Here is a 15,648-nt window from a genome sequence, read left to right as displayed (position 1 = left end):
ATGAGGCGGCTCACTATCAAGCGACCGGTCGGTCCGATCGCCGTTTCTTACCATGGCGAGACCGACGCGAGCAGGCCGCCAATCCTGTTCGTGCATCCTATCAATCTCAAGGGCGCGGCGTGGGCCGAAATTGTTCCGGCATTCGCCGACCGATTTACGATTGTCCCCGACATGCGTGGATTCGGTGACTCGCCGCCGGCCGAACAGTACGACCTTGCGCGGTGGGCGCAGGACTGCATCGATGCCGTGGACCGGGCAGGCATCGATCGCTTCCACGCCATCGGCGGTTCGCTTGGTGGAGCAATTTCGGTCTATCTCGCCGCTGCAGAGCCCAAACGGGTCCTCTCGGTTGTTGCGGTAGGCAGTCAGCTCTACTCGCGAGATTCTGACAATGCGGCTGTTCTAGCCACCCTCGAGTATCACACCGTCACCGAAATGTTTGAGCTTATCTTGCCGAAATATGCGCTGGGTCCACACGCGTCTGCCGAAGTGGTGGCCAAGACCATTGCGCTGCGCAATCCAAACGGAAAGGACGACATCCGTCGCGTGTGGAGAGCCGCCTGCGCGGCCGATATCCGCGCCCATGTGGCCAGCGTCAATTGCCCTGTGACGGTTCTGACCGGGGAGTTCGACCTGACTTGCCCTCCCGCAGCCGGCGCAGAAATGGCAGCCTCGCTGCATGCTCCACACGTTCTCCTGCCAGGTATCGGTCATTTGCCGATGCTGGAGGATCCGCTGGCTTTGATCGCGGCGATCAAGGCGCACCTCGAGCGTGTGGAGTCTTGATGATGACGTACTCGATTGTCGCCCGGGATTCGGTTACGGGTGAGTTGGGTGTTGCGAGCCAATCGCATTATTTCGCCCTCGGGCGCGTTGTGCCGTTTGCGCGAGCCGGCGTTGGTGTTGTTGCGACCCAATCGTTCGTTGATCCAGCTTACGGGCCGAACGGGCTGGATCTCATGGCCTCCGGCGTGTCGGCGCCGATGGCGCTCACGAGCCTGCTTGCGAAGGACGAGGACCGAGAGCTGCGCCAAGTCGCCTTTCTCGATGCCGCTGGCGGCAAAGCCATGTTCACTGGCGATCGCTGCGTTCCCCACCGCGCTCAGCTCGAGGCCAGCAACGTTGTGGTGCTGGGAAACATGCTGGCCAGCGACGCCGTGGTTCCCGCCATGCTGGCAGCTTACGAGGATACTGCCGGCCCACTTCTCGACCGCATGCTCGCGGCGATGGATGCAGCTGAAGCCGCTGGAGGTGACGCCCGCGGCCGGATGTCGGCCGCGCTCCTCATTGTGTCCGCCGAAATCGCTCCAGCGCCCTGGGCTAACCGGCTCATCGATGTGCGAGTTGACGACCATCCGGAGCCGCTTGCCGAATTGCGCAGGCTCACCAAGCTCTCTCAGGCCCACACGATCTTCGGCGCATCTGTCTTCACACCCGGGCTGCTCTCGGGCGAGACGGCAGCGACAGGTCCGCAGCTTGCAGAGGCGCTGCGCATGCTCACGGACGCCCAGGGATTGATCGGCTTTGATCCAGAGCCAACCTTCTGGAAGGGCGTGCTGCTGATCCGCGCCGGCGAGATCGCTTCAGGGAGGAGACTCGTTGCCGCCATCGTTGCGGCGCGACCGCAGTATCGGGCCTTCGTCGATGGGCTCTACGCAGTCGGCATCCTTCAGCTGTCATCGAACGAACTCCTCGGTGCGTGAAAAGCTCAATCCTCTTGCCTCCTCTGCGAGGCATTCTGCCGCCGCCAGCCGGGCGGCAATTGCCTCAACGCGCGATTCGGGAATCCCCGCCGACGAAGCTTGACGGGTTTTTCATAATGTGATCACATATCTCATATAGGAGAGGGAACTTGGAATCGCGCAACCTCATTGCCCTGCTGCCGTTGCCGTCCCTCGTCCGGGACTCGATGGCGGATCAGGTTTACCGGCATTTGAGAGATGGTCTGATGGCCGGACGCTTTGCGCCGGGTCAGAAGTTGACAATCCGGGGCCTTGCCGAGGCGCTGGGCTCAAGCCCGACGTCGGTACGGGAGGCGCTCCGCCGCCTGCAAGCCGAGGGCGCCTTCGAATTCCGCGATTCGGCGCGACTGAGCGTTGGGAGCCTGTCCGAGGCGCAGCTGCGGGATGTGCGCGATGCGCGCGTGGCGCTCGAGGGGCTGCTGGCCGAGCGCGCGGCTTCGCGTATGACGCGTGTCGACGATGCCGAGGTGGCGCAACTCTACGGCCGGCTGCAGAGCGCCGCTGATGCAATCAATGGACCCGCTTATCTCTGGACCAACTTCGCCTTTCATCGGCGGATCTACCAAATTGCACAGGCACCGGCGATTCTCGGCGCCGTCGAGCATTTTTGGCTGCTCATTGGTCCGTGCTTCGTGCTCGTTGCTCCCGACGCTGCCCACCTGCAGCGTTCTATGGACGCGCACCGCCAGATCCTCGATGCGCTGTTGAACCGCGATGCGCCCGCCGCTCGTGCCGCTGTGACAGACGACATCATGCAGGCCGCCAATTGTCTGTCCCGCTTTCTCGACAATGCGGGCATTGGGCGCTCCGTGGCCGTTCCGAGACGCGGCCGGGCAGGTGCACCGGCATGAGCGTGCTGCAGCGTCTTGTGCCTCATCCCGAGCTGCGCGTCCTGATCTCGGCGGGCGCATCCGGCATTGGCGCCGCACTTGCGGGTGCCTTCGTTGAGGCTGGTGCGTATGTGCATATCTGCGACGTCAACGACGATGCGCTTGCAAGCTTCTGCAATCAACATCCGCAGGTCCTTGCCACAAAGGCCGACGTATCGGACCGCGGTGCGGTCGCGGCCGTCTTTCGCGCGCAGGCTGCGCGTTGGGGTGGGCTCGACGTGCTCATCAACAATGCAGGCATTGCCGGACCGACGGGCGGAATCGATGCCATTGCAGAGTTCGATTGGCAGCAAACGATCGATATCAATCTCAATGCACAGTACCGCTTCGCCCGTCATGCGGTCCCGATGCTTCGCCAATCTCGCTATGGACAAATCCTCTGCATGGCCTCCGTTGCCGGCCGCCTCGGTTATGCCTGGCGTACCCCGTACGCGGCAACGAAATGGGCTATTGTTGGGCTCGTCAAATCGCTTGCTGCCGAGCTCGGTCCTGACGACATCCGCGTCAATGCGCTTTTGCCCGGTATCGTCGAGGGCCCGCGCATGGAGGGCGTAATCCGCGCGCGCGCCGAGCAGCTCCATACCAGCTACGAGGCGATGCGCCAGGAATACCTCAAGAAGATCTCGCTGCGTCGCATGGTGACGGCTGAGGACGTTGCGGCCATGGCCTTATTCCTCTGCTCGCCAGGTGCACGCAATGTGACTGGCCAAGCGATCAGCGTTGACGGGAATGTGGAATACCTGTGAAACGTGAGAATGGGGGGATGACTTTGCAGATCGAGATCGTGGCGGATCTGAAGACGACGCTTGGCGAAGGCCCGCTTTGGGACACCGAGCAGCAGCGTCTGTACTGGATAGACAGCATCGATGGTCGCGTTTTTCGTGCGACCGCAGATGGACGCGAGCTTCGCGCCTGGGATGTTGGAGCGAAAATCGGCTCGATGGCGCTTCGTCGCGACGGTACGCATGCGCTCGTCGCGCTGCAATCGGGCGTGCATGATCTCGATCTGGAGAGCGGGGAGCTGAAGCTGATCGCGGCCCCCGAGGCACATTTGCCGCGCAATCGATTGAATGACGGCAAAGTCGATCGCCGCGGGCGTTTCGTGTTCGGTTCCATGGATACACTGGAGGATCAGGCCTCCGGCCGTCTCTACCGGCTCGATCCCGATCTCTCGCTGCACGTCCTGGATGAGAAGATCATCGTGTCCAATGGCCCGTGCTGGAGCCCGGACGACCAGACCTTCTATTTCGCCGACACCTGGACTGGAGAAATCTGGGCCTACGACTATGACATCGAGACCGGCGCTGCGACCAAGCGGCGCCGTTTCGCGCCAGTAGATCGCTCAAACGGCGGTGCTGCCGATGGCGCCACAGTCGATGCAGAAGGATTTCTTTGGCAAGCGCTTGTTTATGATGGAAAGCTCGTACGCTACGCGCCCGACGGCAGCGTTGAGCGCGTTATTCAGATGCCGGTGCGCAAGGTCACGAGCGTGATGTTCGGTGGTCCCAACCTCGACATTCTCTATGTGACCTCCATGGCGAAGCCGCCCTTGCCGCGATTTCCCGATGACGGACAGCAGCGCGGGGCCCTATTTGCAATCAAGGGGCTTGGCGTCCGGGGCATACCGGAGCCGCGGTTCGCCAGCTGACCTCGCGAAAAGCTGCCTCGTCATCAATTGGCAGGCGAGGAGATCCATCGTGCACAAGCGCGATGGGCACTCCTGATCCGGCTGTCCTGTCATCAAAGCCGAAAATTCCGCGGCCGCCGCCGCTTACCGCTACCGATTAGCTCTTGAGGTTTCACATGGCCAGGTCTGGCAAGGTCATTCTCACTTGCGCCTTAACCGGCGCGATCCACACGCCCTCAATGTCCGCGCACCTGCCGGTGACACCGGAGGAGATCATCGAAGAGGGCGTGCGGGCTGCGGAAGGGGGAGCTGCGATTCTGCATGTGCATGCACGCAACCCGAAAACTGGTCAGCCGGACCAATCGGTCGAAGGATTTGCGAAGATTCTCCCGGAGTTGAGCCGCAGATCGGGGGCCGTGATCAACATCACGACCGGCGGCAGCCCATTCATGACAGTCGCCGAACGCGTGGAGCCCGCCCGGCATTTCCGGCCTGAGCTGGCCTCGCTCAACATGGGCTCCTTCAACTTCGGCCTGTTTCCGATGCTCGAGCGTTATCACGAGTTCACCCATCAGTGGGAACGCGAGCACCTGGAGTCCTCACGCGACCTCGTTTTCCGTAACACCTTTGCCGAGATCGAGCAGGTCCTCGCATTGTGCGCGCCCAGTGGCACGCGATTTGAATTCGAATGCTACGATGTCGGCCACCTCTATAATCTTAAGCACTTTGTCGACCGCGGAGTGGTGCGGCCGCCGTTCTTCATCCAGTCCGTCTTCGGTTTGCTCGGCGGGATCGGGGCGCATCATGAGGACATCGTCACCATGCGCCGCACGGCCGAGCGGCTGTTCGGCGACGACTATGTCTGGTCGGTACTCGGCGCGGGCGCCGCGCAGATGCGCATAGGCGCCATGGCTGCGGCAATGGGCGGCAATATCCGCGTGGGACTCGAGGACAGCCTTTGGGCGGGGCCTGGCAAGCTCGCCACCTCCAGCGCCGAGCAAGTGAGGCTAGCCCGCTCGATCCTGAAAGGACTCGGATTAGAGGCAGCAACCCCGGACGAGGCTCGTGTCATGCTGAAGTTGAAAGGGACGAGCGATGTCGGCTTCTGAGTGCGATCTTGTGGCGACCTTTTGCGAATGAGACCGGCGCCAGCTCAGCAAGGCAGCCAAGGGCCACCGATCAGCGTTCGGGGCGAAGACAGGAGAACTCGGTGAGCTGTGAATAGCGTCCGGCTCTCTGCCGTGAGCGCGTGCGTCGTCGTCGCCTAGACTCCGCTGGGCATAGACGAACACGAAATGGTCTCACGTTCCGCAGGACGAGCCGATGGCGGTTCAATGTGACCAGCCGGCCTAATCGTCGCGTTTTCGGGTTCGAGCATGAGTTCAAATAGCATTGCATGCGCGCGCCGCACCATACGACATATCGCCACGTGTCAATTCGGCGCTTGGACGAAAAAAAGGTGATCGACCGCAAAGAACAGAGACGTTCTACGCGGCTTAATAGGGAGGGCAGGATGATGCGAGAACAGGCGAAAAGTGTCCACCGCTCGCCCAGATATGACGCTGACGGCTGGACCCACTGGCCGGATCATGAGGTCGAGAGCACCCAGCTGAGACGCCTGCTGGGAGATGCTCAAGAGGGCGCAAGCTTCGTGTCCGAGTGCCTCATGATTGCCGGCAAGATCGTTGTCGGCGACGACGAGAGCTGGCTCGAGGAGTGGCGTGCCCTGGCCGACCGGATCGCAAGGCGCGCGCGCCTATCAAGCGCAGAAGGCCACTTTACGACGGCAAGGAACGAATGGCTGCGCGCCTTGAACTATTATCGCACAGCTTCCGCCTTTCTTGTTCGCAGCGATCCGAGAACTCCCGAACTGTCTCGCATTGCCAACTCATGTGCCGAGGCCTTCCTGGAAGTGCTGTCTCCGCGTGGAGAGGTGCTCGAGATCCGCTTCGGTACCAATTTGCTCCAAGGCTATCTCATTCGTTCATCGGCCGCGCGCAAATCCCCGGTGGTCGTGGCCATCGGCGAGGAAAGAGATACGAAAGAAGACCTATTGGTGAGATTTCAGTCTCATGCCATTGCGAACGGCCTGTCATTGCTCGTTACCGACCTGCCGCGAGAGATCGAGCGCTTCCAGGATCGACCGGTCCACCATTATCAATGCGTGGCTCTACGTCGCTGGTTGGATTATCTACTCAGCCGCGATGACGTCGATCGGAAGCGAATCGCCTTGATAGGCGATGGTCTTGGAGGGGCCCTTGCCACACGCGTGGCGGCAACCGAAACGAGGTGGGCTGCTGCCGTTTGCGACGGCGGATTTTGGGATGATCTCGAGCACAGATATGTCACCGCCAGCCTCTTCGGTCCAGATATAAAACTATCCCCGTTCTGTAAGCTTGCCCGTCAGATGAAATGTCCATCCTTGGTCGTTGTGGGAGAGCACGACTATGTCAGCCTGGAGGATATCACTGCCTTGCATGAGCACTGCCGCGCCGCCGGCGTACCCATGGATCTCAAGATCTTCAAGGGCGAGGAGACCGGTTCATCGCACCGGCAACTCGACAATCCGAGCATTGGGCGGCAGTTTATCTTCGATTGGCTCAGAGACAAACTGCGCATCGACCGAAACGACCAGGCGCCTAGCATTCCAACGCGAAAGAATTGCGTAAAGAACGCTCGGCCGCTGGCGCTCAATGATACCCGCACGGCGTCGAGGGCCTAGGGCGCGAATTCAATTGGGATCAATCGCTCTCGCGCTCGGCGTCCGGTGCGCACAATCTGCTCATAAATTCTTCGGAGCCGAATGGCTCCTGTAATATAGCCACTCACACGTCCGGCTTGCTTGCATCCAGCTCGAGCTGAAGGGCCACTTTCTCCATTCTGCGCTTGATGGTCGAAAGCACTTCTCTGAAATCTTGCAGCCTTTCGTGCCCAAGATCTGCAAAAATCGTCTCATCCAGTTTTCTGCGCTTGGCTGCAAGGCTCGTAATTGCCTTACGAGCCTTTTCGGTCAGCGACATCAAAACGACCCTGCCATCCGCCGGAGAGGCAGTGCGAGATACGAAGCCCCCCTTTTCCAGCATTTTGGTCTCTGCGGTCACGAACGGGGAGCGGACGTTGATCTTCGCCGAAACATCTCCGACGGACACGCCTGCACCCTGATCCAGATCGGCAATCGCCATTAGGATCAGCCATTGGGGGCCGCTGACGCCAAGTGCCTTTGCCCAGGTCCGCCGAATGTCCTCCAGATGCACATTGATGGCCGCAATGTCCCAACCGACTTCTCCTATGATTCGGTCCGACGGAGCGGTTTGTTTGCTTGTCCTGTGACCTTTCGCGCTCAGCGAGGGCTGCTGCCGGGTCGTATCTCGGGACATGATCCGAGACCTCCTCTTCATTATTTCGCCAACTTACCTAACCCGGTTTGCAACACGCAGCAACAATGCGGGTGCGGTGGTGTGTTGCTCGAATACCACGACTCTTTCCCGAATCGACACTTCGCTAACTTATATCAGTTGCATATATAAGTTGCTTATATAATGTCCATCCCGTGACGGAGCGGCCCCTCGGTCGCACGTCAAGCAAATCGATCCATTCGCGCGTGGCGAAGACGTCGAGGTGCGCGAAACGAGAAGCAACAGTCGTGAACTTGGGATCATTCTTCGGCAACCGCCCATAAGGGCCGCAGAAGATGTTGGAGGGCTTTTATGAAGACGTTTAACCGAATGCTCTGCGGTTCGGCCGCTGCGCTCAGCTTGATGGGTGGTGCACAGGCGGCCGACCTGCCGGCCAAGGCAGGGCCGATTGAATACGTGAAGGTCTGCTCTCTCTATGGCGCCGGGTTCTATTATATCCCCGGCACCGACACATGCATCAAGCTCGGAGGTTATCTGCGCGTTGATGCGGCCTTCAACACCAACTCGATCTACACGCAGGGCGCGGTGAATGGTGCGCCTGGAGCGGGCAATCGCCTGCGCAACTACTATTCCACCAATGCCCGTGAAGATCTGACGATCGATACGCGCACCGCAACACAATACGGTATGCTCCGCACCTTCTTCGATGGTGTGTTCGACTGGGGGTCGGGCGGCTATACCGGCGTTGGGACCAGCGGTGTTAACGGCTCGACGGTTTACGGCGGAACTGGCGTCGCTGGTGGATCGGTTGGTGTCTATCTGGCCTTCATCCAGTTCGCAGGGTTCACGATAGGCAAAACCATCTCCCAGTTCTCAACGCCCTGGATCAATTACCCCGCGAACAACTTTGACGGTCTGCCGGGCGGCGGCGGTGCGGTTACGGGTGTGAATCAGTTTACGTACACCGCTGACTTCGGCCAGGGTATCACGGCATCATTCTCGGCGCAGGATCAGGTCCAATACTACACGACCAACATCTGGAACATCAGCGGCGCGACAGTGGCTGGTCTTGCGACAGGCGCGTACGGCGCGAGCGACATTGCCGGTGCAAGCTCTCCTGACCTTGTCGCTATGCTTCGAGTCGATCAGGCTTGGGGCCTCTTCCAGGCGTCAGTCGCGATGCATGACAATCATGCCGCTTACTACGGCGCCGACGCGACGACCGGTCATCCCGGCGACAAGTGGGGCTGGGCGGGTCAACTGGCCTTGTCAATCAAGAATCTCCCGACCGGTCCGGGTGACACAATCAACGTCCAAGGCGTTTATACGTATGGCGCAAGCCGCTATAATTTCCAGGACCTCGTACCCACCACCTACGCGATGTACGGGGGGGCGGGACTTGCGGGGGTCTACCAGAGCGTCGGCCTTGCCGGTCTCGCCGACTCGGTCTTCGTGGCGGGCTCCGGTCAGGAACTGACCACCACCTACGGCTTCCGTGGCGGCTATACCCACAACTGGGATCCTTACTGGAACACTGGCATCTACGGTGCGTGGGCTGCTGCGCGATATAATAGTGCAGCGAAAGGCTACATCTGCGGTGCATTCGTCGCGGGCCTAGCGCTCACGAGCGGCGCGGCCGGCTGCAACCCCGACTTCAACTATGCGGTCGCAGGCGTGATCACTCGCTGGACTCCGGTCAAGAACCTGACCTTCTCGGCCGATCTGGCATACAGCGTGCTCGACCAGAAGTATGCGGCCGGCGGCACTGTGGTGTTGCCGGCGCAGACGGGTATTGCCAAGCCCGGAGTGACCTACGAGCTGAAGGACCAGAGCACGGTGAGCTTGCTCCTGCGAGCTCAGCGCAATTGGTGATCTGTTTTGGCAACTAGCACGAAGGAGAAAGGAAGAGGCTTTTAGAATCGAGTTTGACCTCCAGAAGGCCTCCGGCATGCCCGCCGGAGGCCTTTCTAAGAACCGGTTTTTCAGGCCCATGATCCGCGGGACGAACGGTGCTCCGCCGCTCGCGTCCCATCTGAAGTCTCACGTTGACCGAACGACCCGACAAGTCTGCAACCTTAAGTCCAAAATCAAGAATGGGCTGAGCAAACTTGACGTAGGGGCGAATTTGTGATCACATATCCGAAATTAAGACTTGGGGGGACCCGCGAAGGTGAAGGACAAGAAACCGCTGCCGCTACTGCCGTCCGTTGCCCGGGACTCGATGGCGGATCAGGTTTACCGGCATTTGCGTGACGGCGTAATGGCCGGCCGCTTCGCGCCGGGCCAGAGGCTGACAATTCGAGGACTTGCCGAGGCGTTGGGTTCGAGCCCGATGCCGGTGCGCGAGGCGCTCCGCCGCCTGCAGGCTGAAGGTGCATTCGAGTTCAGCGACACGGCGCGCCTGAGCGTCGTTCATCTGTCAGGAGCGCAATTGCGCGACGTGCGCGATGCACGGGTGGCGCTTGAGGGGCTTCTTGCCGAGCGCGCGGCAATCCGCATGACGGGCGTTGACGATAGTGAGGTCGCTGAGCTCTATGATCGTCTCCAGGTGGCGGCCGATGCAGTCGATGTGCCCGCTTATCTATCGGCGAATTTCGCCTTTCATAGGCGGATCTATGAGATCGCTCAAGCACCCATCATCCTTGGTGCGGTCGAGAATTTCTGGGTTCTGATTGGCCCGTGCTTCGTGCTCGTTGCGCCCGACGCCGCGCACCTGCGTCGCTCCATGGATGCTCATCGCCGCATCCTTGATGCGCTGACGCATCGCGACGGCCCCGCCGCCCGCGCGGCTGTGACCGATGACATCATGCAGGCGGCCAATTGCCTCTCGCGCGTTATCGACAAACCCGTAAAGAAGCGATCGGCGGCCGCTCCGAAAGGCAGGCGCGGAAACGCCTCTGCCTGAGGATCCTGCAGCGGTTCATGCCTTATCCCGAGCTGTGTGTCTGAACACGTCAGGCGCATCTTTATCTCCGCGATCGTCGATTGTGCGGACGCAAGCGGAACTTCCTGGGTCGCTCCTTTGCGGGAGCGCCTTCGAAGACTCGTGCGCACGAGACAGAGCTATCCACGTCATTCGAGCTTGTTCACGCAAATCCAGAACCTACGCAGGGGACTTGAATGTTGGGAAATCAATCACGCCGCAGCTTTCTCAAGCTGGCGGCGAGCGGCAGTGCGATGTTCACGCCGGGCCTTTTTATTGGGTCTGCAAATGCACAGGGTGGTCCGACGCTCACGGTGGCCTGGGGCACGGATATCGATTCCTTCGATCCGGCGCAATTCAAGTCCGACGGCGCTTATATCGTTCAGGCAAACATCTACGACACGGTGCTGAGCTGGGGTGCAGAGCCAGTCGCCGGATCGCCTAACCTTGCGATTTCCAAGCCCGCTGTTTTCGCAAGCGGCATCGGCGAAAGCTGGACGTATGAGAACGACAACAAAACCCTTGTCGTCAACATCCGTCGTGGCCTGAAATTTCCGAGCGGCCGGCCGGTGAATGCGAACGCGGTGAAATATCTCTTCGACCGTGGGCTGCAATCTTCCGGCTACATGCGGCTCATCTTTCCAACCATGATCGGGGTGACGGAGGCAGATCAATTCGAGGTGCGCGACGATAGTACCTTTGCGATCAACCTGCCGGCGCCGAGTGCCATGTTGCTCGACGTGCTGTCCTTGTCCAACAACGCACTTCTTGATCCCGAAGAGATCAAGCTGCACGCGACCGCCGACGATCCTTGGGCCTCTCAATGGCTTAAGCGCAACACGGCCGGGCTCGGGCCCTATAAAGCCGTCAGAAACGAGCCAGGCGTCGAGGTGGTCCTGGAAGCCACACAAGGCTATTGGGGGGCGTCACCCTATTTCAAGCGCATCGTCATCAAATCAACGGCGAATGAGGCTGACCGGATTCTCCTGCTTAAGCGCAAAGCCATCGACATGGTGATCGGACCCAACTCGATGTCGCCGAAGAATCTCAAGAGCCTTGAGGGCGAGCCGGGTCTCAATGTCGTGTCGTTGCCCGACACAAATTGCAATTTTCTCTGCATGAATCTGAAGAAAAAACCGTTCGATAACGTGAAAGTTCGCCAGGCGATCAATTACGCGATGCCGATCCACGCAATCATCCCGAACGTCCTCTACGGTTATGGCGAACAGATGAAAAGCCCGATCGCAGCTCAAACGCCCGGCCATGATGGTTCGCTCTCGCCGTACAATTACGATGTCGCCAAAGCAAAATCACTGATGGCGGAAGCTGGGCTCGGCTCGGAGCCGATCCCGGTCAAGCTCGCGGTGCGTGTTGGATATGCGCCGCATGAGCAAGCAGCGATATGGATTCAGCGCGAACTGGAGAAAATCGGATTCCGGGTCAGCATCGAGAAGGAGACTGACGCGACCTTCCGCCAACTGTCATCGAGCGGCGGGCACGAGCTGTCGATTGAAACGTGGCAGTCCTGGATCAACGACCCATTCTATCACCTCTATTGGAATTTTCACAGCAAAGCCAGTGCGACCAACAAGGGGGGCTACGCCAATCCTGCCCTCGACAAGATCATCGACGAGAATATCCGAGAGGCTGATCCAGCCAGGCGCATGGCCGCAGTCAAGGACGCGCAGAAGATTCTTCTGGATGACGCGGCCTGGGGTCTGCTTTGGTATGACAATTGGGCGAGGGTGACTCGTTCCGAGCTCGCGGGCGTTGCGAAGTACTGGGATTCCTTCGAGCGCTTCAACAAGATGAAGCTGAGTTGAGAGCGGCCTGGACGCGCTGACAAGATCATGTCGTTCTTCGCTTTCGTGCTTCGCCAGTCACTCTTTGCTGACGCCGACCCTATTCGGCGTCAGCGTGACCGGCTTTCTTCGTCTATCTGTTGCCCGGTAATCCCACCCTCGTGAAGGCCGGCGCCATGGCGACGCCCGAATACGTGGCTCGGCCTCATCGCGCATTCGCCCTCAAGGATCGGATGCCTCGGCTGGTTAGGGACCTGGCCGCGGACCGGCGAGGCGGCAAGTCAAGCCCTTTTTCTTCATCACCTCTCGGCCGGGTCAGCTCGCTTGAGCGCGGAGGGAGGCAACTGTCGGAGTCGTTCATGTCGATAGAACTGTTGATGCTCGGCGACCAACCGGTGTCCCGCCTTGCCGCTCGTACCAGGCTTGCCGAAGAGAGCGGATTTGAAACCGTCTGGCTTGCGGATGAGCGCTTCTACCGCGAAACCTACTCGTGTCTGTCCTATCTGGCCGGGCAAACCTCACGCGTCAAGCTTGGTCCCTGCGTGACCGATCCGTTCGCGCGCCACCCGGCTTTGACCGCCATGGCCCTGGGCACCCTCGATGAAATCTCGAAGGGGCGCACCATTCTCGGCATCGGCGCGGGTGTCTCCGGCTTCGCCGAGCTCGGGATCCAATCGCGCAAGCCGCCTCTCGCCATTCGCGAAGCCGTCGATCTGATTCGTCAGCTCATGGCCGGGCAGGAGGTCGACTACCAGGGCGAGATCATTCGATTTCACCGCGGCCGATTGAATTTCACGCCGCCGCGCGCGCGCGTCCCTGTTCGCGTCGCAAGCAATGGTCCGCTCGGTCAGAAAATGGGCGGCGCAGTCGCCGATGGCGTGATGATGGAAGGGTGCGGCTCTGTCGACGAAGCAAAGGCCTTCGCGTCGGCCGTCGCCGAGGGGGCGACAAAGGCCGGCCGTTCTCCGGGCGAGATCAAGCTTGTCGCGCGCCTTGATTGCTGTATCGCCAATGACGGTAAGCAGGCGCGCGATATATTGCGCCCTTCAGTGACGCGGATCATTGCGCAAGCCACTTCGCGGTTCTACACGCTTCAGACACAGGGACTTACATTGCCAAAAGAGGTCGTCGATGCCATTGGTCCAGTCCCTTATGCTGCCGGCGTCGCCCCGTTCGCCGCATTATTTCCTCTCGTCACCGACCGCCATGTCGATGCTCTCACCCTCTGCGGGACTGTCGAAGAGGTGACCCAGCACGTCATTGACCTCCGCCGCGCCGGCGTCACCGGCTTCAACATCTTTCCGGTTCCGGCTCCTGGCGTCAGTTACGAAGACGTCATCATGCGCTTCGGAACGCAAGTCTGGCCGGCCGTCGAGGCGGCTTTCGCGAAGGCGTCGAGCGATCGGCAGGCATAAGCCTCGAGCCAACTTTTTTTCCCAAAAGAGGACTGGCAGTCTCCTCGCGGGCTCTTTGCGCCGCGCTGATCGAAGCCCTGCCAGGGACGTGACGGATGACGCGTGTAGCTTGGCGTCGGAGACGAGCGGGATGGTGAAGACGAGTGGCTCGTGCTTGGCGGACAGCGGTACTTATCGGCGCCCGACTATCCCAAACATAAGGATCTGCCGAAGCTTGGCCTTCAGGCTATCAAAGCTCGTTCGTCCTCTCTGAGCAATATTCATAAGGAGCAAATGATGACGACGGTCGTCTATATCCTGACCGCCTTGAAAACCGGTGTCGACCCGGACGAATATGAACGCTTCGAGCGCGAGGTTGACTATCCGTTTACAGCAAAGCTGAAGACGATCATCAGCTATCGGATTCATCGCCTGACGGAGCCGGTGCCGTTCGACGACGGCCCCTGGGATTACATCGAGCGCATCGAGGTGACCGATCGCGCCGCCTATGAGGCGGAGCTCGCCACATCCGCCAAGGATCTGATCGACCTGATACACAACAAATATCTGGACGAGTCGAAGCTGAAGTTGATCTGGTCTAGGAGAATCGATCCATGAGTGCGGGCGAATGTGATCTCAACGGCAAGGTCGCCCTTGTCACCGGCTCCTCATCAGGCACCGGCGCTGCAATCGCAGTCGAGCTCGCCCGGCGTGGGGCGCGTGTCGCGGTGCATTGCCGGCGTGCTTTGAGCGAGGGCGAAAGCATTGTCGCTCGCATCGCCGCGATCGGTGGAAAAGCGATGCTGTTTCCGGTTGACCTAAGAGACCCAGAGGCGGCGGCAGCGCTTGTATGCCGGGTCACAGAGCGACTGGGAGCCTTAGGCATCCTAGTCAACAATGCGGGTCCCTATTCAGATACACCGTTTCGGTCGCTATCCTTGTCGGAGTGGGAGACGGTCATGGCGGTGAATCTAAGGACCCCGTACCAGCTTGCTCAAAGCGCGATCACAGGCATGGAGCGAATGGGCTGGGGCCGGATCATCAATGTGAGCGCAACCTCGGCCTATGCGAGGTCGCATTCGGTATACGGGCTTGCCAAAGAGGCTTTGATCCATTTGACGCAGTGCCTCGCGCTCGAATTTGCGCCGCTCGTCACGGTCAACGCGATCGTACCCGGCCAGATCGCCAGCGAGCGTACCAATATGATGGCCGACTACAAGGCCAGCGTCGTCATGGAAACACCGATGGCGCGACTGGTCACCGAACAGGAGGTCGCCCGGATGGTGGCGTTTCTCTGTACATCGGAGTTTTCCGCGGTGACGGGACAATCAATCGTCATGGACGGCGGACGATCGCTGCCGCGCACGCTGAAACTCAACCTCACGACGACCAGTTAGGTCTCCGGCTGCGCCAGAGCGCGCGACATTCGGTGCGGGTGCTTTCCGATGCTGATTCGTTCGCGCGTCAAAATCCATCGTATCTTGCAGGAATCATTCACTTACCTCCAGTCTTTCGTGGAATTTCACCGCTAGTTTCCAGCGAAGGCAGTCAGATCGCCGAGAAACGACGTCTTCCCGGTGCTAGTTTGCCCGTAGACCCGAGGGGAAATGCAATGGGGCGGGATCCTATGTGAGGCCAATCGGCAGCTGGCCGCAGTATTGGCGCCTGACCTTGGGCCTCATCCGCGGCAAGTGTGAGCTAGCTTTCGTTGCACGGGTGACACGAAGGACCGTATCTCAGCGCGGCGTAAGGCGGGATGTCATGGAATGACGCGCGGGCAACATTGCCTATTCATTCGGACCAGCGGATTGATTGAGAGTCCGGTCGGCGGATCGGGCTGACTGGGAGAGCGGCACAAAGTCGATCTTGGTCGAGAGAGCTTGAAAGGCTCGGCGCCCCCCCCCCCCCCCCCCC

The 15,648-nt window shown here is 60.1% G+C and carries 14 protein-coding genes; 13 read left to right on the top strand and 1 reads right to left on the bottom strand.

Features of this window, described 5'->3' with window-relative positions:
• The 7 genes from I6F36_RS33085 to I6F36_RS33055 all read left to right on the top strand — a co-directional run bounded on the left by I6F36_RS33085 (window position 1) and on the right by I6F36_RS33055 (window position 6,981).
• Window positions 1–786 (top strand): alpha/beta fold hydrolase, encoded by a 786-nt coding sequence (locus I6F36_RS33085; RefSeq protein ID WP_225131308.1) that lies wholly within the window; start codon window positions 1–3, stop codon window positions 784–786.
• Window positions 786–1,703, top strand: a complete 918-nt coding sequence (locus I6F36_RS33080; RefSeq protein WP_225172920.1) for a DUF1028 domain-containing protein — start codon at window positions 786–788, stop codon at window positions 1,701–1,703. Before I6F36_RS33085 ends, I6F36_RS33080 begins: the two co-directional genes overlap by 1 nt.
• A gap of 149 nt (window positions 1,704–1,852) precedes the next feature.
• Window positions 1,853–2,593 (top strand): GntR family transcriptional regulator, encoded by a 741-nt coding sequence (locus I6F36_RS33075; protein WP_225172919.1) that lies wholly within the window; start codon window positions 1,853–1,855, stop codon window positions 2,591–2,593.
• Window positions 2,590–3,378 (top strand): SDR family oxidoreductase, encoded by a 789-nt coding sequence (locus tag I6F36_RS33070; RefSeq protein WP_225131302.1) that lies wholly within the window; start codon window positions 2,590–2,592, stop codon window positions 3,376–3,378. The genes I6F36_RS33075 and I6F36_RS33070 overlap by 4 nt, the downstream gene beginning before the upstream one ends.
• Window positions 3,379–3,401: 23 nt before the next feature.
• Complete coding sequence (locus I6F36_RS33065) at window positions 3,402–4,280, top strand: SMP-30/gluconolactonase/LRE family protein (RefSeq protein ID WP_346656695.1); 879 nt, start codon at window positions 3,402–3,404, stop codon at window positions 4,278–4,280.
• Window positions 4,281–4,435: 155 nt separating this feature from the next.
• Window positions 4,436–5,368 (top strand): 3-keto-5-aminohexanoate cleavage protein, encoded by a 933-nt coding sequence (locus tag I6F36_RS33060; RefSeq protein ID WP_225172917.1) that lies wholly within the window; start codon window positions 4,436–4,438, stop codon window positions 5,366–5,368.
• 404 nt (window positions 5,369–5,772) lie between these two features.
• Entirely contained in the window at window positions 5,773–6,981 is a 1,209-nt protein-coding gene (locus I6F36_RS33055; protein WP_225172916.1) for a S9 family peptidase, read from the top strand.
• A 103-nt stretch (window positions 6,982–7,084) separates the two neighbouring features.
• Here I6F36_RS33055 and I6F36_RS33050 read toward each other — a convergent pair whose 3' ends face one another.
• Window positions 7,085–7,636, bottom strand: coding sequence for a MarR family winged helix-turn-helix transcriptional regulator (locus tag I6F36_RS33050; protein ID WP_225131295.1), 552 nt, complete (start codon window positions 7,634–7,636; stop codon window positions 7,085–7,087).
• 330 nt (window positions 7,637–7,966) lie between these two features.
• On the opposite strand from I6F36_RS33050, the gene I6F36_RS33045 reads away from it, so the two are divergent.
• The 6 genes from I6F36_RS33045 (at window position 7,967) to I6F36_RS33020 (ending at window position 15,131) form a co-directional block, all read left to right on the top strand.
• Complete coding sequence (locus I6F36_RS33045; RefSeq protein WP_225172915.1) at window positions 7,967–9,487, top strand: porin; 1,521 nt, start codon at window positions 7,967–7,969, stop codon at window positions 9,485–9,487.
• 298 nt (window positions 9,488–9,785) lie between these two features.
• On the top strand, window positions 9,786–10,520 hold the full coding sequence (locus tag I6F36_RS33040; protein ID WP_225172914.1) for a GntR family transcriptional regulator: 735 nt from the start codon (window positions 9,786–9,788) through the stop codon (window positions 10,518–10,520).
• A gap of 215 nt (window positions 10,521–10,735) precedes the next feature.
• The gene (locus I6F36_RS33035) at window positions 10,736–12,361 is read left to right on the top strand and encodes an ABC transporter substrate-binding protein (protein WP_225172913.1); all 1,626 of its coding nucleotides are present in this window, start codon (window positions 10,736–10,738) and stop codon (window positions 12,359–12,361) included.
• A gap of 338 nt (window positions 12,362–12,699) precedes the next feature.
• Complete coding sequence (locus I6F36_RS33030) at window positions 12,700–13,755, top strand: LLM class flavin-dependent oxidoreductase (RefSeq protein ID WP_225144543.1); 1,056 nt, start codon at window positions 12,700–12,702, stop codon at window positions 13,753–13,755.
• Between the two features lie 276 nt (window positions 13,756–14,031).
• Entirely contained in the window at window positions 14,032–14,352 is a 321-nt protein-coding gene (locus I6F36_RS33025; protein WP_225172912.1) for a hypothetical protein, read from the top strand.
• The gene (locus tag I6F36_RS33020; protein WP_225131283.1) at window positions 14,349–15,131 is read left to right on the top strand and encodes an SDR family NAD(P)-dependent oxidoreductase; all 783 of its coding nucleotides are present in this window, start codon (window positions 14,349–14,351) and stop codon (window positions 15,129–15,131) included. The genes I6F36_RS33025 and I6F36_RS33020 overlap by 4 nt, the downstream gene beginning before the upstream one ends.
• Window positions 15,132–15,648 lie beyond the last annotated feature (517 nt).

The sequence above is a fragment of the Bradyrhizobium sp. BRP19 genome, assembly GCF_020194195.1.
Taxonomy (GTDB): Bacteria; Pseudomonadota; Alphaproteobacteria; order Rhizobiales; family Xanthobacteraceae; genus Bradyrhizobium; species Bradyrhizobium yuanmingense.
This window is presented reverse-complemented; position numbering and strand designations above follow the sequence as displayed.